This is a genomic window from Staphylococcus borealis (assembly GCF_001224225.1).
Lineage (GTDB): Bacteria > Bacillota > Bacilli > Staphylococcales > Staphylococcaceae > Staphylococcus > Staphylococcus borealis.
Genome location: NZ_CUEE01000004.1, coordinates 75,826 through 99,980 on the forward strand (window position 1 = coordinate 75,826; position 24,155 = coordinate 99,980).

Below are 24,155 nucleotides of genomic sequence, written 5' to 3' on the forward strand. Positions count from 1 at the left end.
TAAATTCGTCGTCCCACCCCCGCAAGGATGACTAGAACTGAGAAAAGCTTGATTTAAGCGCCTTCTCAGTTCAGTCAGCTACTGCGAATTTGCAAAATAGCTTCATTATATTATTTTTGTCCCGAACTCTTCTTAATATATATTTAAGTTAATCAACGAAAAGATTAGCGTATTATAGACGTTCTTCTAACGCTTTCTTCTTATCTTCATATCCAGGTTTACCTAATAACGCGAACATGTTTTGTTTATATGCTTCAACACCAGGTTGGTTGAATGGGTTAACACCTAATTGATATCCGCTCATTGCGCAAGCTAATTCAAAGAAGTAAACGACATAACCAAATGTTTCTTCATCTAAACGTGGTATATTCACAACTACGTTAGGTACGCCTCCATCAGTATGTGCTAATAATGTACCCTCAAATGCTTTCGTATTTACTTCATCAATTGTTTTACCTGCTAAGTAATTCAATCCGTCTAAATCATCACTATCTTCTTCAATTGTAAGATCGTGTTTAGGGTTGTTTACTTTTACAACTGTTTCAAATAAGAAACGACGTCCTTCTTGAACATATTGACCTAATGAATGTAAGTCCGTTGTATAGTTTGCGCTTGATGGATAAATACCTTTAAAGTCTTTACCTTCAGACTCACCGTACAATTGTTTCCACCATTCATTGAAATATTGCATTGATGGCTCATAGTTAATCAACATTTCAGTTGTATATCCTTTACTATATAAAATGTTACGGATTGTCGCATATTGGTACGCAATATTTTCATTTAAGTTATCTGATGATAATTCTTTACGCGCTTTGTTAGCACCAATCATAATTGATTCAATATTAATGCCAGCTGTTGCAATTGGTAATAAACCTACAGCTGTTAATACTGAATAACGGCCACCTACATCATCTGGTACAACAAATGTTTCATAACCTTCATTATCAGCCAATTGTTTTAATGCACCTTTAGCTTTATCTGTAGTAGCAAAAATACGTTTTTTAGCTTCATCTTTACCATATTTTTCTTCAACTAATTGTTTAAATAATCTGAATGCTACTGCAGGTTCTGTAGTTGTTCCAGATTTTGAAATTACATTCACAGAGAAATCTTTATCTGATAAGTAATCTACTAATTCTTTAGTGTATGTTGATGATAAGTGATTACCAACAAATACAATTTCCGGATATTCATTTGAATTTCGGAATGAAGAAGTTAACATTTCGATAGCAGCACGTGCACCTAAGTATGAACCGCCAATACCGATAACTACAAGTACGTCTGAATTTGATTTAATGCGTTTTGACGCTTCAACAATTCTTGAAAATTCTTGCTTATCGTAATCTTCTGGTAGATTGACCCAACCTAAGAAATCACTACCTGCACCAGTACCTTCATGAATCGTTTTATGGATAGTTTTAACGATATCTTGTTGTTGATCAATTTCATGTTGACCAAAGAATTCTAATGCTTTGCCATAATCTAATTGAATATGAGTCATTTTATAAAAGCCTCCTGTATGTCCTTGTTGATTTAATTTTACTAACTTTATGCTATCTATTCAATTGACATGACTGACTATTCACATATTTTCAAATTAATTCAACAATTTTAAGACATTTTCTAATAATTCAAAAATGAATATTTTATAAATAAAATAATAATACTGAAAATGGGTCGTTTTGCATTATCCCCTTTAATTCAATGGAATTCATTATTATATACAGATTTCAAAATTTTGTATATTTATGTAAAAAAATGGTTTTATTTTCATTTGATATCTGTTAGTATTAATTTATATCAATTTTCAGAAAAATTATGAGGTGAATTTTAATGAAAGAGAAAATCGTATTAGCATATTCAGGTGGATTAGATACAAGTGTTGCCGTTAAATGGCTTATAGATAAAGGCTATGATGTTGTAGCTGTATGTTTAGATGTTGGCGAAGGTAAAGATTTAGATGTCGTTTATTCTAAAGCATTAGATATGGGGGCAGTTGAGTGTCACATTATTGATGCAACGAAAGAATTTAGTGATGATTTCGTGAGTTACGCTATCAAAGGTAATTTAATGTATGAAAATAGTTATCCACTCGTATCGGCGTTATCACGTCCACTTATTGCGAAGAAATTAGTTGAGATTGCAGAGAAAACGAATTCAATAGGTATTGCGCATGGCTGTACTGGTAAAGGTAACGACCAAGTTCGTTTCGAAGTTGCTATTAAAGCGTTAAACCCTAACCTTAAGACATTTGCGCCAGTTAGAGAATGGGGCTGGAGTCGTGAAGAAGAAATTGATTATGCTATCAAACATAACATCCCTGTTGGCATCAATCATGATTCTCCGTATTCTATCGACCAAAACTTATGGGGCAGAGCAAATGAATGTGGTATTTTAGAAGATCCATATGCTGCACCACCTAAAGACGCTTATGACTTAACAGCAGAATTAGAAGATACACCGGATACACCGGATGAAATCATTCTTTCATTTAAAAATGGTATTCCTGTTCAATTAGATCATAAAGATTATGACCTAGATCAATTAATTTTAACTTTAAATGAATTAGCTGGGAAACATGGTATTGGACGTATCGACCATGTTGAAAATCGTCTAGTTGGTATTAAATCTCGTGAAATATATGAAACACCTGGTGCTGAAGTTATCTTAAAAGCACATAAAGCACTTGAGACATTAACCTTAACTAAAGATGTAGCTCATTTTAAACCAGTAATAGAGAAACAATTTGCTGAACAAACATATAACGGCTTATGGTTCTCACCATTAACAGATAGCTTAAAATTATTTATCGATAGTACACAACAATATGTTGAAGGTGATGTCAGAATTAAACTATTTAAAGGTAATGCAATTGTTAATGGAAGAAAGTCTCCATATACTTTATATGATGAAAAATTAGCAACATATACTAAAGAAGATGCATTTAATCAATCAGCAGCTGTAGGTTTCATCGATATTTATGGTTTACCTACTCAAGTCAATGCTTATCTTCATGGAGGTTATAGTAATGAGTAGTAAAGCATGGGGTGGTCGTTTTCAACAACAACCGGAAGATTGGGTCGATGAATTTAATGCGTCGATTGATTTCGACCAAACATTGTTAGATGAAGATGTTCAAGGTAGTATTGCACATGCGACCATGTTAGCTAATCAACATATCATTTCGCAAGATGACAAAGATGCTATCATTAATGGATTAAAAGAGATCCAACAAGATTTCTATAATGGTAAGCTTGATTTTAAGAAGTCACTCGAAGATATTCATTTAAACATCGAACATGAACTCATTCAACGCGTTGGTGACGCCGGAGGTAAATTGCATACAGGTCGTAGTAGAAACGACCAAGTTGCCACTGATTTGCATTTATATGTTAAAAAAGAAGTCCAAGACATCCAAACACTTATACGTTCATTCCAAACATCCATACTTAACCTAGCACAATCACATGTCGACACTATTATGCCAGGTTATACGCATTTGCAACGTGCACAACCAATTTCATTTGCACACCATGTTATGACGTATTTTTGGATGCTTGATAGAGATTATTCACGCTTTGTCGATAGTATGAAACGTATTGATATTTCACCATTAGGTGCAGCAGCATTAAGTGGTACCACACACCCTATTGATAGACATGAAACGCAACAGTTATTAGGATTCGGCTCAGTTTATGAGAATAGTTTAGATGCTGTAAGTGATCGTGATTATATTATTGAAACACTGCATAATATTTCATTAACAATGATTCATTTATCACGTTTCGCTGAAGAAATTATATTTTGGTCAACAGATGAAGCGAAATTCATCACACTATCTGATGCATTCTCTACTGGTTCATCTATTATGCCTCAGAAGAAGAATCCTGATATGGCAGAACTTATTCGTGGTAAAGTCGGACGTACGACAGGCCATTTAATGAGTATGCTTGTCACACTAAAAGGTCTACCACTTGCCTATAATAAAGACTTACAAGAAGATAAAGAAGGTTTATTTGATTCAGTACGCACAGTAAAAGGATCATTACGTATTTTTGAAGGTATGTTAGATACAATGACTGTCAATACAGACCGTCTAAACAAAACCGTACATCAAGACTTTTCAAATGCAACAGAATTAGCCGATTATTTAGTAGCTAAAGATGTGCCTTTTAGAACAGCGCACGAAATTGTTGGAAAAATCGTCTATGAATGCATTCAACAAGGTATTTATTTATTAGATGTACCCCTTGCGCGTTACCAAGAATTAAATACAAACATTGATCAAGATGTTTATGATTATCTTAAACCCGAAAATTGTCTTAGCCGTAGAAAAAGTTATGGTTCTACAGGTCAAGATGCAGTACGCCATCAACTTAACGTTGCTAAGAAAGTATTAAATAACGATACCTTATAAAGGCTTGGAATGGGACAGAGTTCATTCATTATTCTGCCCCACTCCAGCCTTTTTTTGTTAACATTATTGAGTGAATTTTAACTATTTAATAATTATTTTAAGCTTTTGAAAATTCACTTCCTTTCATAAATATGCTTTGCTAGATTTTAACTGTAACTTTAACTGTGAAAGGATGAGTTTGTTGAAAGCAAAGAAAAAAGGTATCATTTCAAGTCTAACTATAGTTACTTTAGGGTTAGTGATTATACATACGCCTGTTGAAGCAAGTGGTAGTGCGATCTCAAATACTATAACGCCGAACCAATCTAGTACTTCTACAACCCAAGGTAATCAATCACAATGGACAACCAATTTAACAGGAGAACGCTACACTACTATTGCTCATCGTGGCGCAAGCGGCTATGCACCAGAGCATACATTTGCAGCCTATGACAAAAGTCACAATGAGTTAGGTGCTTCATATATTGAAATTGATCTACAACGTACCAAAGATGGTCATTTAGTCGCCATGCATGACGAAACAGTTGACCGTACAACGAATGGCTCAGGACGTGTCGAGGATTACACTTTATCGGAATTAAAGAAGCTTGACGCTGGTTCATCTTTCAATGAACAACACCCTCAATTTGCTAATGATCGATATAAAGGTGCTACAGTTCCAACATTAGATGAAATTTTGACACGTTATGGTACAGATGCAAATTATTATATTGAAACAAAGCAGCCTGATGTTTATCCTGGCATGGAACAACAACTTTTAGACACACTAGACAAACACAATATGCTTAATTCTAACGCGCTTCAGCACGGTCACGTATTGATACAATCATTTTCAGAAGCAAGTTTATTAAAAATGCATCAACTAAATGCGAATGTGCCATTAATTCGTTTATTAGACAAAGGCGAATTAGCACAACAAAGCGATGCCGATTTACAACGTATTCGTTCTTATGCAATTGGTGTAGGTCCTGAATATAGTGATTTAAATGAACGAAATACAGCGCATTTAAAAGACCTTGGCTTTCTTGTACACCCATTTACTGTCAATGAAACGGCTGATATGCAGCGTTTAAACCAATATGGTGTTGACGGTGTATTCACTAACTATGCTGATCAATATAAAGCAATCAGTGCTCAAAAATAAAAGTATGACTATGGTTCATAAATTAATAATTTAGTGAATAACAAAATAAACGCTATCGCTTGTTTTTGTATCAAAACAAACAATAGCGTTTTAATTATAGGCGCTTCGTCAAATTGGACTGATGAGTCCTAATGTTGAGGCTGGGACATAAATAATGTAGGTTGATTAGTGAGCTTGGTATAGTAAAACAGCACATTTGTCATTTATGTTTTTCTCAGTCACTTCATTTAAAAAATATAGGTTTTTATCTTTAATTTTTAATGTATTTAATATAGACTTACATATAGGCGCATTACCTTTCTTTTTTATTTGTTGTGGTAACTAATAATTATAGAGGTAATTGCGCTATTTTTGTATTCAAAACATAAAAATTGGACTGATGAATTTTGTCATCAGTCCAATTGATTATAGAGCCTAATTATATTGATATTATGGCTTAAGCCCAACCACGATAGCGTGCTGCTTCAGCAGTACGTTTAATACCGACAATATAAGCCGCAAGTCTCATATCGATTTTTCTATTCTGAGCTAATTCATAAATCGTATCAAAAGCATCTACTAATTTTTCACGTAATTTATCGTTTACTTCTTCTTCTGACCAATAATAACCTTGGTTATTTTGTACCCATTCGAAGTAAGATACTGTTACACCACCAGCACTTGCTAATACGTCTGGTACTAATAACACACCGCGTTCAGTTAAAATACGCGTTGCTTCAGGTGTCGTAGGTCCATTTGCAGCTTCAACAACAATATCCGCTTTAATATCATGCGCGTTATCTTCAGTAATTTGGTTAGAAATAGCAGCTGGTACTAAGATGTCACAGTCTAATTCGAATAATTCTTTGTTAGAAATTGTATTATCGAATAAGTTTGTAACTGTACCGAAGCTATCACGACGGTCTAATAAATAGTCGATATCTAAACCTTCAGGATCATGTAATGCACCATAAGCATCAGAGATACCTACAACTTTCGCACCCATGTCATATAAGAATTTAGCTAAGAAACTACCAGCGTTACCAAATCCTTGAATAACTACGCGAGAACCTTTAATTTCTTTACCACGACGTTTAGCTGCTTGTTCAATTGCGATAACTACACCTAATGCAGTAGAACGGTCGCGTCCTTGTGAACCACCTAAGACAATAGGTTTACCTGTGATGAAACCTGGTGAGTTAAATTTATCTAATGCACTGTATTCATCCATCATCCAAGCCATTATTTGAGAGTTCGTAAATACGTCTGGTGCTGGAATATCTTTAGTAGGACCAACGAATTGAGAAATTGCACGTACATATCCACGTGATAAACGTTCAACTTCATGAATACTCATTTGACGTGGGTCACATACGATACCACCTTTACCACCACCATATGGTAGGTTGACGATACCGCATTTTAAAGTCATCCACATAGATAATGCTTTAACTTCTTCTTCATCAACTTCAGGGTGGAAACGTACCCCACCTTTAGTTGGACCGACAGCATCGTTGTGTTGTGCACGATAACCTGTAAATGTCTTAACCGTACCGTCATCCATGCGTACTGGGATACGAACTTGTAAGAATCTTAATGGTTCTTTGATTAAATCATACATACCATCGTCAAATCCCAATTTGTGTAAAGCTTCTTTAATGATACTTTGTGTAGAAGTCACTAAATTATTATTCTCAGTCATGATCACTTTCGCCTCTTTTTAACAAATGATTTCGCTTTCATACATATTGTAACACATGTCTTTGCTTTTTAAAGGGTTTTCAAAATGAATGTTACAACTTTTTGAACTTAGTTAAATACGCTTCTAATTCTGTCTAATGCATCGTCTAATTCTTCCTTAGAAATAACTAAAGGAGGTGCAAAACGAATCACCGTATCATGTGTTTCTTTACATAATAGGCCTTTTTCTTTTAATGCCTCACAGAATGGTCTAGCACTTTCATGTAATTCAACTCCAATAAAGAGGCCACGACCACGTACTTCTTTAATAGCTGGGTGATTAATTTTTTGTAATTCAGACTTAAAGTACTCCCCTAATTCATTTGAACGACCAGGTAAATCTTCATCTAAAATAACATCTAATGCAGCAATTGAAGTCGCACAAGCTAATGGATTACCACCAAACGTAGAACCGTGTGAGCCAGGTGTAAAGACGTCTAATACTTCATTGTCAGCTAACACTACTGAAATTGGTAATACACCACCGCCAAGTGCTTTACCTAAAATATAAACATCTGGTTTAACATTATCCCAATCAGTCGCAAATAGTTTACCAGAACGTCCTAAACCAGCTTGGATTTCATCGGCAATAAATAGAATGTTATGTTCGTCACATAATTCTCTGATAGCTTTCAAATAACCTTCAGGTGGAATATTAATACCCGCTTCACCTTGAATTGGTTCGACTAAAATAGCAGCTGTATTTTCATTAATTGCTTCTTTTAATTTATCAACGTCACCGAAATCCACCTTACGGAAACCATCTAATAACGGACCATATCCACGTTGGTATTCAGCTTCTGATGATAAAGACACAGGTGCCATCGTACGACCGTGGAAGTTACCGTTAAACGCAATAATTTCAGCTTTATCTGGTTCAAGACCTTTAACATCATATGCCCAACGACGTGCAGCTTTTAATGCAGTTTCAACTGCTTCTGCGCCCGTATTCATTGGTAATGCTTTATCTTTGCCAGCTAATTTACATATTTTTTCATACCATTCACCTAAATTATCACTGTGAAACGCTCGAGAAACTAAAGTAACTTTATCAGCTTGATCTTTAAGCGCTTGAATAATTTTAGGATGACGGTGACCTTGGTTTACAGCTGAATAAGCTGAAAGCATATCCATGTATTTATTACCTTCTCGATCAGTTACCCAAATACCTTCCGCCTCTGCTACAACGATTGGTAGTGGTACATAGTTTTGTGCTCCATAGTGGTTTGTTAATTCAATAATTTGTTCTGACTTAGTCATAATATCTCCCCTTTGCTTAATTTATATTAAAACTAATGGCCATACGTTTGCGGCTTTCGATGCTATATACATTGAGGATATGTGCAAAATTAATAAGAGCATGAAATGATTAAATATTACATCATATATGCCCTTTGAATCTAAATGAAAGCCCTTACAGATATAATGACATATCTCCCAATAAATTTACAAGCAAAATATTAAAAATTTTCCGATAAATAAAATACTTCAATATTTGTCATATTAAAAAAACAGGTTAAAGCAAATGTCATTGCCATAATCTGTTTCAGCTTGTCATATCATTAAATTGAATAACGACACATGACTTAACATATCATGCACGCGCACCATTACAATATAATGCTAAGTCAACATTTCTTTATAAAGACGAACCAATCGTTCATACTTATTTATCTTTACGAGGTAAAGGATAAAAGCCTTCGTTAAATTGATTCCATAAATTAGGTGTTAATCCATGTTTATCTTCGCGATTTGGGTCAAATTCTGATAAAACTTGATCTTCTTTACCTTCTTGAATTTTGCTGATGAAATTATAATCTAATAGTATTTCACGACCTAGCGCTACAAGTTCAACTTCTGTTGACTCAATCGCATCTAATGCATCATCAGCTGTAAATACTGAACCTACACCAATGACAGGCATACGACCATTAACCCATTGATGGATTAATTTCAATCGTTCTTGTCCAGCATACTTACCTTCTCTTGTTTTTGAATGAATATCGCCTAAAGAAATATGAACATAATCAATGGATTTTTCAGTAATTGTATGGATTAGTTGTTCTGTAATTTCCATAGTAATACCTGGTGATTCTGCTTCTTCAGGAGAAAGGCGATAACCGACGATGAAATCATCATTTGCATATTGTTCCTTGGCATTTAATACCTCATCTATAACAGCAGTTGGAAATTTCATGTGGTCAGACCATTCATCATTTCTTCTATTATAATATGGAGATACAAATTGATGGATTAAATAGTGATTGGCACCGTGAATCTCTACACCGTCAAAGCCAGCTTCAATGACACGTCGTGTAGCTTCACCAAAATCTTTGATAGTTTGTTCAATTTCTTCTGGTGTGATTTCTCTAGCGGCATGTTCTTCTGTTTGTCCGAAGCTTTTTAATGTGACTGGACTCGGCGCAACCACATCTCCATTTGGTGTTAAATTAGGTAAAGCTTGGGCACCGCCATGGTGGATTTGAACTAATGCTTTAGCGCCATTTTTCTTCATTGCGTGCGCTAAACGTTTGAGTCCTTCTATATCTGAATCATGTGCAACAGAAGGTTGTCCCGGAAAAGCTTTACCGATATCGTTAACATTACTTGCAGCATTGATTGCTAAACCTACATCTTTAGAACGCTTTTCAATATATGGTATTTCAACATCTGAAATCGTACCGTCATCATTAGATGAAATATGCGTCAATGGTGCTAAAACAAAGCGATTTCTCAATTCAACCCCGTTAGGTAATGTGACTGTTTCAAATAATTTTTCGTATTTATTATTCATAAGTAAGTCCTTTCCATTTTTATTATGACTAGACTATAGCACGAAGAAATCATCTTCCACCAATATTTTGCTTGCATGTGCATGCATACATATACTTAGCGTCTTACATAGAAACTAGTCATCACACTTATAAACGAAGATACTAAAAAAGCTAGCGTTATATGTAACATATAACGTTAGCTGAGCGTGTTAACAGTCAATCAATTATTACGAATCGCACGTTTAGACTGTTTAATCCAGACCGGTAGGCGTTCTTCAAGCGTTTGAAACCCATACTTTTCTGTTTCTTTAATTTCATCTAATACTGACTGCTTTTCTTTTTTTCGTTCATAATTCTTAAAGTAATCATTATCTTTAAGAGACAAATTGAGTTTTCCTTCATCATCAATTGATAAAATTTTTGCTTTAACGATTTGTCCTTCTGATAGAAATTTTTTTAAATTGTGGACATAATCATCCATAATTTCTGAAATATGGATAAGTCCTTCAGTATGGTCAGGGGTCTCAACAAAAGCGCCATACGGTTGAATGCCAGTCACACGCACTTTAATATGCTGACCTGCTTTATAGTGATTATTCAACTTGATAACCCCTTACTTCGATTTACTTAACATAATTATAATAGCATAAATCACAAACTTGGACTAACTATAAACCAATAAAAATCCACATTTTTTCAATAATATTATACGCCTGCTGACGATTATGACTTAAACGTTCGCATTTAAATGCATCCTGTGACAATTGCTAACTTATGCTGCGCCGTTGGCAATAGATTCAAATAGGCATCTCATAAAAAAGCGAATCGACATCAACCGCCGACTCGCTAGACAGAACTTTTATTGTATAGCCACTGATTATTTATCTTCTACATCAATAGATTCAATGACTACATCATGTACAGGTTTATCTTGTGCCCCTACTTTCGTATTTGCAATATCTTCTAATGTTGCTTCACCTTCGATAAGTTGGCCAAATACTGTGTGTTTTTGGTCTAACCAAGGTGTACCACCATTTTCAGCATAAGCTTTAGCGATTGGTTCAGGCCAACCACCATCTACTAATTGATTCACCATAGATTCAGGTACTTCTTTCATTTGTACGACAAAGAATTGTGAACCATTTGTGTTTGGTCCTGCATTTGCCATTGAAAGTGCACCGTATAAGTTGAAAGCTTCTAATGAGAACTCATCCTCGAATGAGCCACCATAAATACTTTCACCACCCATACCAGTCGCTGTTGGGTCGCCCCCTTGGATCATAAAGTCATTAATGACACGGTGGAAAGTAATACCATTGTAGTAACCATTTTTTGCATGTGTCACAAAATTTTCAACTGTTTTCGGTGCGATATCTGGGAACAGTTTAAATGTCATATCGCCTTTATTTGTATGCATAACTACTTTAATTTCATTATCTTGTATTTCTTTGTTTAGTTGTGGATAGTTAGTCATTTCAATTCTCCATTCATGTTATGATGATATAGATACATCTTAACACATTTGAAAGGAAGTAATATAGCATGTTATATCGATTCTCGCATAAGACGGGTGCTTATGGTGTCACAATTAAAGAAGAGAATGATGATCAAGTTCTCGTCCAAGTCGAACAAGTGATTAAACATCCAAAACAAGGTGATTTACATAACCCAGGTCAAACGGAAGGTGTCTTTTTCCATGAAAGACGTGCTTTAAGTCATTATGAGAAACGTTATGCAACACGTTCACAATTACGTGAATTCAATGTAGAAGCAATGCCTTATGAAGCGTCATTGCAACAAGCCATTACAAAAATGGAAAATGATTTAAAACAACAGGATACAGAATTTGCAAAATTAGCATTAACTAATCTTGAAAATCTAAAAAATGACTACTCAATTCAATATAAACAAAAATTTTTATAGGAAATTTGAACGTGTTTCTTCTTATTTAACAAGTTCCGAAAAATCGCTACCCGTAAGCGTTATCGTCGTTTTTCAGAACAATATGATTCATGTATAATATATTTCATAAATATTTTTTAAGGAGGATAACATAGTGAGTTTGTTACATATTGCGGTCATTCTACCGTTAATATTTGCACTCCTTATTCCAATTCTTTATCGATTCTATAAAAAGATTCATTTAGGTTGGTTTGTATTACCTATTCCTGTTGTCTTATTTATTTATTTCTTATCTCATATTGCGACTACTCAGTCAGGTAATACAGTAATAAAAACATTAAACTGGATGCCTCATATAGGTATGAATTTTGATTTATACCTCGATGGCTTAAGTATTTTATTTAGTTTACTTATCACAGGTATCGGCTCATTAGTCGTCTTATACTCTGTTGGCTATTTAAGTAAGTCTGAACAACTTGGTAACTTTTATTGTTATTTATTACTTTTTATGGGTGCAATGTTAGGCGTTGTCCTTTCAGACAATTTAATCATTTTATATTTATTTTGGGAATTAACGTCTTTTTCAAGTTTTTTACTTATTTCATTCTGGAGAGAAAAACGCGCATCAATTTATGGTGCACAGAAATCTTTAATTATTACAGTGTTTGGTGGTTTAAGTTTATTAGGGGGATTCATTTTAATTTCTCTAGCTGGCGATTCACTTAGCTTACATGAACTCATTGCTAATGCTTCAGTGATTCAACATAGTCCTTTATTCACTTTAGCAATGGTACTCATTATGTTAGGTGCATTCACAAAATCAGCGCAAGTACCATTTTATATTTGGTTACCAGACGCAATGGAAGCACCTACCCCAGTGAGTGCATACTTACACTCAGCTACGATGGTTAAGGCTGGCTTGTACCTAGTAGCGCGTGTCACACCACTCTTTGCAATTTCTCAAGGGTGGATTTGGACCATTACATTAGTCGGTTTAATCACACTATTCTGGGCATCTTTAAATGCAACTAAACAACACGATTTAAAAGGTATCCTTGCCTTTTCAACTGTGTCTCAGCTTGGCATGATTATGTCAATGTTAGGTATTGGTGCCGTAAGTTATCACTTCGAGGGAAGTCAGAGTCAATTGTATATCGCTGGCTTTACTGCAGCAGTATTTCACTTAGTCAATCATGCTACTTTTAAAGGTGCGCTATTTATGATTACAGGCGCTGTTGATCATGTTACAGGTACAAGAGATGTTAAAAAACTTGGTGGCTTACTAACGATTATGCCTATCTCATTCACCATAACTGTTATTACAGCTTTGAGTATGGCTGGTATTCCACCATTCAATGGCTTCCTTTCTAAAGAGAAATTCCTTGAAGCCATGATTGAGATTTCTCATGCTAATCTGTTTAGCTTAAATACGTTAGGTATTATTTTCCCTATTTTAGCTATAGTGGGAAGTATTTTCACTTTCGTTTATTCAATCAAATTTATTACGTATATATTCTTTGGTAAACATCAGCCGAATGCCTTGCCAAAAAAAGCACACGAAGCTTCAATACTAATGTTACTATCTCCAATCATTTTAGCTGTGCTCGTTATTGTCTTTGGCTTGTTCCCTGGATTGATAACACAATCTATTGTTGAACCAGCTACAACTGCAATAAGTGGCATGCATAATGTGAATGCAGAATTCCATTTATTCCATGGTATTACACCTGCATTTATTTCAACATTAATAATTTGGGTAATCGGTATTCTATTACTACTCACATTTAGTTATTGGATTCGATTATTGCACGCACAACCAACACGTCTTACATTGAATCATTGGTATGATTCAACTGGAAAATATTTACCTAATTATTCAGCGAACATGACGAATAGTTATGTAAATGGTTATGTTAGAGATAGTTTAGTCATAATATTCGGCATGCTTATCGTCGTTACGATTGTGACATTATTAAACGTTCCATTTGATTTTAATTTTAAAGATATTAATAATATTCATATTTATGAAATTGCGATTTTAATATTATTAGTCATCGCAGCATTTATGGTTGTCATAGCGAAATCTCGTTTATTTAGCGTTATTATGCTCGGTGTCGTCGGATATTCAGTATCCGTGCTATTTGTATTTTTCAAAGCACCAGACCTTGCATTAACACAATTCGTTGTAGAATCTATTTCAACAGCGCTATTCTTGTTATGTTTCTATCATTTACCGAATTTAAATCGCTATAATGAAACGCGATCATTTAAATTAACGAATGCACTTATCTCTATAGGTGTGGGTCTAGTAGTTATCATCTTAGGCTTAATTGCATATGGCAACAGACATTTTACGTCTATCGGAGAATACTATAAAGCACATGTTTACGATTTAGCACATGGTAAGAATATGGTAAATGTCATCCTTGTTGACTTCCGTGGTATGGATACATTATTTGAATCATCTGTATTAGGTATTGCCGGTTTAGGTGTATATACAATGATTAAATTGCGTCGTAAACATCAATCAAGTGAGGTGAAACGTGATGAACAGACAGAACAATAATTTAATGTTTCAATATGCTGCTGTTATTATCGCTTTTCTAATCGCCTTATTTGGTGTCACATTATTCTTCGCAGGACATTACACACCAGGTGGCGGTTTCGTAGGTGGCTTATTATTATCATGTGCACTAACAATCATTGCAATTGCATTTGATATTAAGACGATGCAAAAAGTATTTCCATGGGATTTTAAAATTCTAATTGGTATTGGCTTATTATTTTGTGTTGGCACACCATTAGCGAGTTGGTTCTATGGTCAAAACTTTTTCACGCACACAGAATTTAATATACCGTTGCCCCTACTTCAACCTGTGCATATGAACACGCCTATGTTCTTTGATTTTGGCGTGCTATGTGCAGTAGTTGGAACGATCATGACAATTATTATAACGATTGGAGAGAGCGAATAGTGGAAATAATCATGATATTTGTATGTGGCATCCTCACTTCAATTAGTGTCTATCTCGTTTTATCTAAAAGTTTGATACGTATTGTTATGGGGACAACATTAATTACACATGCTTCCAATTTATTTTTAATTACAATGGGTGGATTAAAACATGGCGAAATGCCCATCTATGAAAAGGCGATTAGTCAATATGTTGATCCTATACCCCATGCATTAATACTTACGGCAATCGTTATCGCGTTTGCGACAACTGCCTTTTTCTTAGTGTTAGCATTTAGAACATATAAAGAGTTAGGTACAGACAACGTAGAAAGAATGAAAGGAGTGTTAGATGATGATTGAAAATAATTTAGTCGTCCTTTCATTAGTCGTACCTATTTTTACAGCAATTATATTGGTCTTTTTAGGACAACGTTATCGTGCAAAACGATATGTCACGATAATCGGTTTGTTGCTTACATTAATCGTTGCGATTGTAAATTTATATAATGTTTATGTTCACGGACCACTAAAAGTAGAATTAGGTTCTTGGCCTGCACCCTATGGCATTATCTTTTTACTAGATAGTTTCAGTGCAATGTTAATTGTGACTAGTATTATTATTACTATTTTAATTACTGCCTTTTCGTTTACAACTGCAGGCATCGATAGAGAACGTTATTACTTCCATTTCTCTATCACATTTATGTTAGTCGGTATTATCGGCGCATTTACAACTGGTGACATTTTTAACTTATTTGTATTCTTTGAAGTTTTCTTAATGTCATCGTACGCACTACTCGTACTTGGTGGTACGCGTATCCAATTGCGTGAAACAGTTAAATATTTATTGGTCAATATTGTTACTTCAACATTCTTTGTGATGGCGGTTGCGATTTTATATTCTATCGTTGGTACGTTAAATATGGCGGATATTAGTGAGAAGTTATCTACATTGTCTAACACTCACGGTGGGCTCTTAAGTATTGTCTTTATTTTATTTATTTTCGTATTTGCAACTAAAGCTGGTGCCTTCCCTATGTATGTATGGTTGCCAGGTTCATACTATGCGCCACCATTTGCAATTATTGCATTTTTCGGTGCTTTATTAACAAAAGTTGGTGTATATGCGATTTTAAGAACATTGAGCTTGTTCTTCCACGATACAATGAGTTTTTCACATTATACGATTTTATTCTTAGCCTTATTAACGATCATATTTGGTTCGGTAGGTGCCATCGCCTATGATGACACTAAAAAGATTATTATTTATAACATCATGATTGCTGTAGGCGTTATCTTAGTTGGTGTAGCCATGATGAATGAAGCGGGTATTATAGGTGCTATTTACTATACAATCCATGATATGTTAGTTAAAACTGCCCTATTCTTACTTATCGGTGTGATGTATCAAATTACGAAATCAACCAGTCTTAAAGACTTTGGTGGTCTTATCAAACACTATCCGGTGCTTGGATGGACTTTCTTCATCGCAGCACTAAGTTTAGCTGGTATACCGCCATTAAGTGGTTTTTATGGTAAATATTACATCGTACAAGCAACCTTTGAAAAAGGCTTTTATGTCAGTGGCCTTATTGTATTACTTTCAAGTTTAGTAGTACTCTATTCCGTTATTCACATTTTCTTGAAAGGCTTTTTCGGAGAACCAAAAGGATATGAAGTTACACAAAACGTTAATGTTAAACAAGCAACTACAATTTCTATTATAGCTGTCATCATTACCGTTGTATTTGGATTATCTGCTGATCTATTATATCCAATAATATCTGAGGCGGCTCAATCATTTTATGATCCTAGCGTCTATATCAAGAGTGTCTTAGGAGGTAGATCATAATGGCGATTCAAATTATTTTAAACTTCATCTTAGCTTTTATTTGGATTTTCCTAAGTGGTAGCTATACATTAAATAACCTCTTACTCGGATTCATACTAGGACTAGGATTGGTATATTTATTTAGTAGAATATTACCAGGAAGATTTTATTTAATTAAAGTTTATAAGATTTTAAAACTGGCAGTTGTATTTTTCGTAGAATTATTAAAAGCCAATATTGATGTATTAAAGATTGTTCTACAACCTAAACTTAAAAATGAACCAGGTTTCTTTGTATATCACACTGATTTAAAAACAGATTGGCAAATCGTATTATTATCTAATCTAATTACTTTGACACCAGGAACAGTCGTATTAGGTATTAGCGATGATAGAAAAAAAATATACATTCACTCTATAGATTTCAGCACAAAAGAAGAAGAAATTGAAGGTATAAAATCTTCATTAGAGAGAGTAGTTAGAGAGGTGGGCGAAGACTAATGGTAAAAATCATAATGATGATTGCTTTAATTATTGTTGCCCTATCAATGTTAGCGATGTTTACGCGTATTATCAAAGGTCCTACATTAGCTGATAGAATTTTAGCACTTGATGCAATTGGTTTACAATTAATGGCATGTATTGCGCTATATAGTATTTTTATGGGGGCGGAATATCTACTCGTTGCCATTTTGTTAATTGGTATCTTGGCCTTTCTAGGTACAGCGGTCTTCTCAAAATATATGGATAAAGGTAAGGTGATTGAACGTGATAACGAGCATCATCACTAGTTTGGCAGTTATCTTTGTTATTTTAGGGGCAATTATTAGTGCTGTTACAGCTATAGGCATTATAAGATTGAAAGATATTTATTCACGAGGCCATGCTGCTGGTAAATCGGCAACTTTAGGTGCTATTTTCCTTCTGTTTGGTACATTCTTATACTTTATTGCTACTGACGGATATATTAATATGCAATTGATTTTTGGTATTCTTTTTATCCTTGTAACTGGCCCACTCTCAAGTCACTTAATTATGAGAGCAGCCTATAATAATAAAACACCTTACACTAAAGATACAAAAATTGATGAACTTAAAAATGAATTTAAAAATAAAAAGATATAACTCAAGGTCCTAACAAAACAAAGACTTGGTTTACTTCTAATCATAAACGCGGGTGCGGGATAGAATTCAAAGTGATTGCTATCTTGTACTCGCTTTTTATTGTCTAATTAGACTAATTACGCTATTATAAATCGTAATTATTACGTTTTACTAAGAAAGAAGTGTTACTATGCATTGGACAATTATCGGTGGTGGCATACAAGGTACAACGATTGCAATTCAACTTAGAGCTTTAGGATTATCGCAACATGATTTAAGTATTATCGATCCTTATTCATCACTATGTGAACAATTTAATGATTTTTCACATCGTATCAGTATGCCCTATTTACGCTCTCCTATTGTACATCATATTCACCCTAACCCATTTCATTTAAAGCAATTTGCTAAAATGCAACAATATACTCATGCTACATATGGTCAATATCAACGTCCACAAACTGATATGTTTATGCATCATGTTCATGAGCAAGTACATCACTACGATTTAAATGAAAGTCATATTCAAGGATACGTGAAATCTTTAGCAAGAAATGATGAACAATGGCAAATTCAATTAAATCATAACCAAGTGATTCATTCAGATTGTGTGATATTAGCAAATGGATGTACGCATCAACCTTATATTCCTGATATTTATCAACACGTTGATAATGCATGCCATATTTTTGATACGTCTTTTAATTCAAGTATGTATGAACACAGTTCGCACGTTGTTGGTAGTGGTATTTCTGCTGCACATTTAACTTTGAAACTGATCAATCAATCTCACGATAAAGTAGTGCATTTGTGGATGAATAAAGATATTGACATACAACATTTTGATGCTGATCCAGGTTGGCTTGGCCCTAAAAATATGAGTCGTTTTTTAAATATTGATTCTTCTATAGAACGAATGTCTATCATACAACAAGAACGACACAAAGGATCAATGCCGAGAGAACTTTATTTACGATTAAAGAAACATGTACAGTCTGGACGTCTTATCATTCATAAAGATACAATTGAATCAGTTGATCAACATCATATTCACACACAACATTCAACTGAGCCCTATGATTTTATTTTATTAGCAACTGGTTTTAAATCTACACTATTACAGCAACCTATGATTCAATCATTAATTACGAATGAACATGCACCACTAACACATTGTGGTTTCCCTTCCATTAGCCCTGAATTAGAATGGTTGCCACAGTTATTCGTATCTGGCGGTTTAGCTGATTTAGAGCTAGGACCATTTGCTAGAAATATTATGGGTGGACGTGAAGCAGCTCAAAGAATTAAACAAGCCTATCAACGTTTATCAGATCAACATATCCAAAAACATGCATAATTTAATTAGACGTCAGTATTAACATACCAACACTAGGGATTGGGAAAATTTTTTAAATTTGTCGTCCCATCCCCAACAAAAACGCAGACGTAGAACAGAATTCATCATGAATTCATCGTCCTACGCCTGCGTTCTTTACTTAGTCTAAAGCTTTTATAATAAAAGTATTTCAAACGATACTTAATTGAACTTAAGTAGCATATGTGCGTTTATTGCTTTAACGGTTTAATGCCAATCGTTCCTCTCATAATGCTAATTAGCTGTCCTCGTTCACTGTTTATTTCTACATTCCACACTTGAGTCGTACTTCCCTGATGAATAATTGTTGCTGTAGCAATCACACGACCCTCTTTAACTGAATGAATATGATTCGCATTCATTTCCAGCCCCAGTGGTATAAATGACTCGGTATCTACTAAATGAGCAGCACCTAATGAACATGCTGTTTCACCTAAAGCAATTGAGGCACCGCCATGCAAGTAACCAAATGGTTGTTTAACTTTATCCGTCACTGGCATAGAGATAACTACGCTACCTTCTGACACTTCTTCTATCTTCATTTCAAACGTTTCTAATAAGTTCGTCATTTCTTATTTCACCTCATATACACTTATAATATCATAGCTGCAATCGTGCCAAATATCATTAAAGGTATATTATAAAACAAGAAGTTAGGTATACATGTATCACGTATGTGATCATGTTGTCCATCCACATCTAAACCAGCTGTTGGTCCTAGTGTAGAATCACTCGCAGGTGAACCTGAATCACCTAACGCACTTGCCGTACCAACTAAGGCGATTAAAGCCATCGTATTTAAACCTAACGAAGCGCCGAGCGGAATAAATAAAGTGGCAATAATAGGAATCGTTGCGAATGATGATCCAATTCCTAAAGTTACAATTAAGCCAATGATATACATAATAATAATACTGATTAATTTATGGCCACTAGAAATATCAGTCAAGCTTGATACTAATTTTTCGATATCACCAGTCGCATTCATCACACCAGCGAACCCATTCGCTGAAAGAATAACGACACCAATAAATGACATAATTTTAATCCCTTCAACAAATTGGCTGTCTAATTCTTTCCATTTATAAACTCCTGAAACAAAGAATACAAGAACACCCGCTAATGCGCCAAAAATCATTGAATCTGTAAATGTTTGTACTAAGAACGTAGCTAAGATAGCAACGATGGTAACGATGAGTACGTATGGTTTAATTTCTGTTGTCGCATTTTCATCTTCTACATACGTTTCAGTTTTATATTCACGTGGTTTACGATAATAAATCATACCTAAGATTAATCCAACGATATAACCAAGTGAAGGAATTAACATAGCTTTCCAAATCATATTAAATTCGATAGGATGATGTGCTTTTTGGAAACCACTTTGAATGATTTGATGGAAAATTTGACCAAAGCCATAAGGTAATAATACATAAGGCCAACATAAACCAAATCCGATGACTAATCCAATTAGTCGTCTATCAATCTTCAAATCATTAAATAAACTTAACAATGGCGGAATAACAATTGGAATAAAAGCAATGTGAACTGGAATGAGGTTCTGACTCATTATACTCATCGCAAGCAATGCTACGATAATAATAACTTTTACTTTGATTCTTGAAAGTCTACTATTCTCAGAGTGAATTGCACGAATAATCTTAGTTACAAGATAATCTGTAATACCACTATAAGAGATTAATGCAGCAAACCCACCAAGTAATGCATAACTTAATGCTACCTCAGAACCATCTACAATATTTTTACCAAATACGCTAATGACCTTTTCAATACTCATACCAGAAATGAGACCGCCTACGAGTGCACTAATAAATAAACTTATCACTACATTCAATCTACATAAACATAGAATAATCATTAATAGTACAGCAATAACAACTGCATTTAACATAACAACACATCCTTTATCTCTCTACCGAACTAAAGTATTTTATATGTTTTTTATCTTACCAAGTAGTTAAGACGATGTCAATGTAAGATTACATTCAAATTTAATAAGATCATTGACATAAATAAAGAGTGGAAACGCGTATTAGTAATTGTTTCCACTCTTAAAGACTAAATCATTACTTCATATTTAACTTATCTTAGCCAATTCAATACAGTTGTTATCATACTGCCAGTTGGACCTTTTGGACCTTTATAACTGGCCTTAGTCGTTGTTGCCGGACCAGCTATGTCAAAATGAATATGGGGTGTAGCACCACTAAAATGTGTAATAAATGTCGCTGCAAAGAGTGCTTTCCCGTGTCCATTTGTATGATTAACTAAATCTGCAACATCTGACTGACGTATTAGTCGCTGCTCAGTTTGTGTCATTGGTAATTCAAATGCATACTCATCCATTGCTTTAGCACTAAGACGTATAGCCTCAATTTCTTTATCTGCATTAGAACTAAATATAGCTGCCTTATCTTCACCTAATGCTGCAACAGCTGCACCTGTAAGTGTAGCAAAGTCTAAAATAAGTTTCGGTTGAAATTGGTTAGCATAAAATACTGCATCTCCCAATACCAATCGTCCTTCCGCATCACTATTTAACATTTCAACGGTTTCACCACTTAATGCCGTTAATACATCATCCGGTTTCATTGCTTGATTACTAATCATATTTTCAGCGGAAGCGATAACCCCTACAATATTGATAGGAAGTTGTAAACGTGATGCAGCATCAATCATACCAACTACATTTGCTGCGCCACACATATCAAATTTCATGGTTTGCATGCCAATCTTAGATTTAATGCTATAACCACCTGAATCATATGTAATGCCTTTACCTACCAATGCAATGGGTGCGTCATTACTATCCCCACCATTGTAAGTCATCGTTATAACAACTGGAGGATGCTCAGAACCTTTACCTACCGCGTGAATAAGTCCAAATCCTTCATCTAATAGTTGGTTACCATCTTTTATATCAACTGCTACTGATGATTGCGCAAAGTGTTGCGTAATTTGTTCAGCAAAGTAATTAGGCGTTAGTATATTCGGCGGCATCTGGCTAAAGTCACGTGCTAGGTTAATAGATTGACCGATTGTCTTACCATTAATGATATATTGATTCAAATCTTCAGTGGCAGACGTAATATTTAACTCTAATTGATACGGTGCAGTCTTATCAGATTTATAATTATCAAAACTATAAATCGACTGTTCACTTTGAAGTCCCATAACCTCTGCAACTTTACTTTGTTCCACTTGTTTTGAAATCAATGTATCGAATAGTACATCTGCTTCAGTTACTTGTTCTTCTTTTAAAAATTGAAACAAATGGCCAAATACTTTCAATAATGCAGCATAATCAAGCGATTTTAAATTTCCTAATCCAACTGTAATAAGTCGTTTAGATGTATCTGCTAATGGTAATAAGGTTGAAGATACTTTACCTAATTTGCTGCTAACCAAATGATGATGACGATATGTATCTATTTGATGGGTCAAATCCTGATTATTGTAATGGATAGTACCGAGTTGATTGATGTGGTCAGGTAAACCTAGAATCAATACTTCTGATTGTAAAGATGCATTGTTACATATTTTGAAATTAACCATAACCTCTCACTCCTTATTGAATGTAATATAAAAAAAGAGGGCGTGGGACAGAATTCTTTATAAATTCGTCGTCCCACCCCCGCAAGGATGACTATATTAACGTAATAACTTAGAATTTACCTTTTTTAAATGCTAAGCCTACGCCTCCAATTTTGAATACTGCACGTGTATCGATAACTTTTTTCATGAATGCAGCTTTTTTACCAGTAATATCTCTACCGTAAACAATACCTACACCGTCATGAGCACCTAATGAACATACAGTACCACGGTCAACATATTCGAAGTCTGTTGGTGCTTGACCGTTTAAGATATTTTTAATGCTTTTAGCAACGTGTTCACCTTGTTGCATAGCAATTTGTGCTGTAGTTGGTAATGGACGTTCTTCACCAGCTGGGATGAATGCTGAAACATCACCAATAACGAAGATATCATCATGACCTTCAATTGTTAAATCTTGTTTAGTCACGATACGACCACGTTTAACGCCTTCGAATGATTCTTCCATTAATTTACTACCGCGAACACCAGCAGCCCAGATTGCTGTACCTGCTTCTAATTGTTGTTCTTGATCGTTAATTTTAACGACGAAACCTTTGTCGTTACATGCAACGATTGGTGTAGCAATTTTGAATTCAACACCACGGTCTTCTAAGTAGCTAACTGCATAATTAACTAATTCGTCAGAGAACATTGGTAACATTTTTGGTGCAGCTTCAACACAAGTTACTCTAACTTTGTTTTGATCAACACCATATTTATTACATAATTCAGGAATTCTTTCAGTTAATTCACCTAAGAATTCGATACCTGTAAAGCCTGCGCCACCAACTAAGATAGCTAAGTCTTTATCGTCTTTTTCTTTAGAAGCTGCGTAGTTAGCAAATTTATCTTCGATATGACGAGATAATTTACGTGCAGTTTCAACATTTTCGATTTGGAATGCATAGTCTTTCATACCATCAATGCCAAATGTTTCACTTTCGAAACCTAATGCTACTACTAAAATGTCGTAATCATAGATACCGTGATTAGTTTCTACTTTTTTAGCGTTACGATCGATTTTAGTTACTTCTGCATTGATAAATTTAACTTTATCTTCTTTAATTACACTTTCAATTGGGTAAATTAAATCTTCATAGTTTAATGTACCAGCTGAAGCTTCGTGTAACCAAGTTGCTTCATAGTGATATTTATTTTTGTTAATTAATGTAATATCCGCTTCTTCAGCAGAAAGTTCTTTTTGTAATTTAGTTACTGTTTGTAAACCAGCATAACCTGCACCTAAAACAAGTACTTTTTTACGATCTTGTGCCATTTCATTCACCTAAGCTTTCATTATTATTTTCTTAAAT

Annotated in this window: 22 protein-coding genes and 1 pseudogene; 12 read left to right on the top strand and 11 right to left on the bottom strand. The window is 34.5% G+C overall.

Annotation, left to right across the window (positions count from 1 at the left end; all coding sequences use genetic code 11):
* Positions 1-172: 172 nt before the first annotated feature.
* The gene (locus AK212_RS06015; protein WP_053029766.1) at positions 173-1,504 is read right to left on the bottom strand and encodes a glucose-6-phosphate isomerase; all 1,332 of its coding nucleotides are present in this window, start codon (positions 1,502-1,504) and stop codon (positions 173-175) included.
* Between the two features lie 332 nt (positions 1,505-1,836).
* On the opposite strand from AK212_RS06015, the gene AK212_RS06020 reads away from it, so the two are divergent.
* The 3 genes from AK212_RS06020 to AK212_RS06030 all read left to right on the top strand — a co-directional run bounded on the left by AK212_RS06020 (position 1,837) and on the right by AK212_RS06030 (position 5,564).
* Positions 1,837-3,039 carry an argininosuccinate synthase gene (locus AK212_RS06020; protein ID WP_053029768.1) on the top strand — a complete coding sequence of 401 codons (1,203 nt, stop codon included), beginning with the start codon at positions 1,837-1,839 and terminating at the stop codon, positions 3,037-3,039.
* Positions 3,032-4,420, top strand: coding sequence for an argininosuccinate lyase (argH, locus tag AK212_RS06025; RefSeq protein WP_053029770.1), 1,389 nt, complete (start codon positions 3,032-3,034; stop codon positions 4,418-4,420). The genes AK212_RS06020 and argH overlap by 8 nt, the downstream gene beginning before the upstream one ends.
* A gap of 181 nt (positions 4,421-4,601) precedes the next feature.
* Positions 4,602-5,564, top strand: a complete 963-nt coding sequence (locus tag AK212_RS06030; RefSeq protein ID WP_154392018.1) for a glycerophosphodiester phosphodiesterase — start codon at positions 4,602-4,604, stop codon at positions 5,562-5,564.
* Between the two features lie 155 nt (positions 5,565-5,719).
* On the opposite strand, the pseudogene AK212_RS13815 reads toward AK212_RS06030, so the two are convergent.
* From AK212_RS13815 to AK212_RS06055, 6 genes and pseudogenes are all read right to left on the bottom strand, one after another.
* Positions 5,720-5,849 (bottom strand): annotated as a pseudogene (locus AK212_RS13815) (ISL3 family transposase); the annotation flags it as partial.
* Positions 5,850-6,000: 151 nt separating this feature from the next.
* Positions 6,001-7,245 carry a Glu/Leu/Phe/Val family dehydrogenase gene (locus tag AK212_RS06035; RefSeq protein WP_053029774.1) on the bottom strand — a complete coding sequence of 415 codons (1,245 nt, stop codon included), beginning with the start codon at positions 7,243-7,245 and terminating at the stop codon, positions 6,001-6,003.
* Positions 7,246-7,352: 107 nt separating this feature from the next.
* Positions 7,353-8,543 (bottom strand): ornithine--oxo-acid transaminase, encoded by a 1,191-nt coding sequence (locus AK212_RS06040; RefSeq protein WP_053029776.1) that lies wholly within the window; start codon positions 8,541-8,543, stop codon positions 7,353-7,355.
* Between the two features lie 406 nt (positions 8,544-8,949).
* Positions 8,950-10,077 carry an NADH-dependent flavin oxidoreductase gene (locus tag AK212_RS06045; RefSeq protein WP_053029778.1) on the bottom strand — a complete coding sequence of 376 codons (1,128 nt, stop codon included), beginning with the start codon at positions 10,075-10,077 and terminating at the stop codon, positions 8,950-8,952.
* Between the two features lie 200 nt (positions 10,078-10,277).
* A complete protein-coding gene (gene ygs, locus AK212_RS06050; RefSeq protein ID WP_053029779.1) occupies positions 10,278-10,658 on the bottom strand; it encodes a S1 domain-containing post-transcriptional regulator Ygs in 381 nt (126 codons plus the stop codon).
* A gap of 276 nt (positions 10,659-10,934) precedes the next feature.
* A complete protein-coding gene (locus AK212_RS06055; RefSeq protein ID WP_053029781.1) occupies positions 10,935-11,531 on the bottom strand; it encodes a peptidylprolyl isomerase in 597 nt (198 codons plus the stop codon).
* Positions 11,532-11,599: 68 nt separating this feature from the next.
* On the opposite strand from AK212_RS06055, the gene AK212_RS06060 reads away from it, so the two are divergent.
* From AK212_RS06060 to AK212_RS06100, 9 genes are all read left to right on the top strand, one after another.
* Entirely contained in the window at positions 11,600-11,980 is a 381-nt protein-coding gene (locus AK212_RS06060; RefSeq protein WP_053029782.1) for a kinase-associated lipoprotein B, read from the top strand.
* Between the two features lie 133 nt (positions 11,981-12,113).
* Positions 12,114-14,525: a Na+/H+ antiporter subunit A gene (locus AK212_RS06065; RefSeq protein ID WP_053029783.1), complete on the top strand. Its 2,412-nt coding sequence runs from the start codon at positions 12,114-12,116 to the stop codon at positions 14,523-14,525.
* Positions 14,506-14,934 carry a Na(+)/H(+) antiporter subunit B gene (locus AK212_RS06070; protein WP_053029785.1) on the top strand — a complete coding sequence of 143 codons (429 nt, stop codon included), beginning with the start codon at positions 14,506-14,508 and terminating at the stop codon, positions 14,932-14,934. Before AK212_RS06065 ends, AK212_RS06070 begins: the two co-directional genes overlap by 20 nt.
* A complete protein-coding gene (mnhC1, locus tag AK212_RS06075; RefSeq protein ID WP_053029787.1) occupies positions 14,934-15,275 on the top strand; it encodes a Na+/H+ antiporter Mnh1 subunit C in 342 nt (113 codons plus the stop codon). The genes AK212_RS06070 and mnhC1 overlap by 1 nt, the downstream gene beginning before the upstream one ends.
* Positions 15,268-16,767 (top strand): Na+/H+ antiporter subunit D, encoded by a 1,500-nt coding sequence (locus tag AK212_RS06080; RefSeq protein ID WP_053029789.1) that lies wholly within the window; start codon positions 15,268-15,270, stop codon positions 16,765-16,767. The genes mnhC1 and AK212_RS06080 overlap by 8 nt, the downstream gene beginning before the upstream one ends.
* Positions 16,767-17,246: a Na+/H+ antiporter subunit E gene (locus tag AK212_RS06085; protein WP_053029791.1), complete on the top strand. Its 480-nt coding sequence runs from the start codon at positions 16,767-16,769 to the stop codon at positions 17,244-17,246. Before AK212_RS06080 ends, AK212_RS06085 begins: the two co-directional genes overlap by 1 nt.
* Positions 17,246-17,536: a Na(+)/H(+) antiporter subunit F1 gene (locus AK212_RS06090; RefSeq protein WP_053029792.1), complete on the top strand. Its 291-nt coding sequence runs from the start codon at positions 17,246-17,248 to the stop codon at positions 17,534-17,536. The genes AK212_RS06085 and AK212_RS06090 overlap by 1 nt, the downstream gene beginning before the upstream one ends.
* Positions 17,514-17,870 (top strand): Na+/H+ antiporter subunit G1, encoded by a 357-nt coding sequence (locus AK212_RS06095; RefSeq protein WP_053029793.1) that lies wholly within the window; start codon positions 17,514-17,516, stop codon positions 17,868-17,870. The genes AK212_RS06090 and AK212_RS06095 overlap by 23 nt, the downstream gene beginning before the upstream one ends.
* Before the next feature lie 169 nt (positions 17,871-18,039).
* Positions 18,040-19,206: an NAD(P)-binding domain-containing protein gene (locus AK212_RS06100; protein ID WP_053029794.1), complete on the top strand. Its 1,167-nt coding sequence runs from the start codon at positions 18,040-18,042 to the stop codon at positions 19,204-19,206.
* A 209-nt stretch (positions 19,207-19,415) separates the two neighbouring features.
* On the opposite strand, the gene AK212_RS06105 is transcribed toward AK212_RS06100, so the two are convergent.
* From AK212_RS06105 to AK212_RS06120, 4 genes are all read right to left on the bottom strand, one after another.
* A complete protein-coding gene (locus tag AK212_RS06105) occupies positions 19,416-19,793 on the bottom strand; it encodes a PaaI family thioesterase (protein WP_053029796.1) in 378 nt (125 codons plus the stop codon).
* 23 nt (positions 19,794-19,816) lie between these two features.
* The gene (locus tag AK212_RS06110; RefSeq protein WP_053029798.1) at positions 19,817-21,136 is read right to left on the bottom strand and encodes a Na+/H+ antiporter family protein; all 1,320 of its coding nucleotides are present in this window, start codon (positions 21,134-21,136) and stop codon (positions 19,817-19,819) included.
* Between the two features lie 191 nt (positions 21,137-21,327).
* The gene (locus AK212_RS06115) at positions 21,328-22,800 is read right to left on the bottom strand and encodes a leucyl aminopeptidase family protein (protein ID WP_053029801.1); all 1,473 of its coding nucleotides are present in this window, start codon (positions 22,798-22,800) and stop codon (positions 21,328-21,330) included.
* 109 nt (positions 22,801-22,909) lie between these two features.
* Positions 22,910-24,118, bottom strand: coding sequence for an NAD(P)/FAD-dependent oxidoreductase (locus AK212_RS06120; protein WP_053029803.1), 1,209 nt, complete (start codon positions 24,116-24,118; stop codon positions 22,910-22,912).
* Positions 24,119-24,155: the final 37 nt, after the last annotated feature.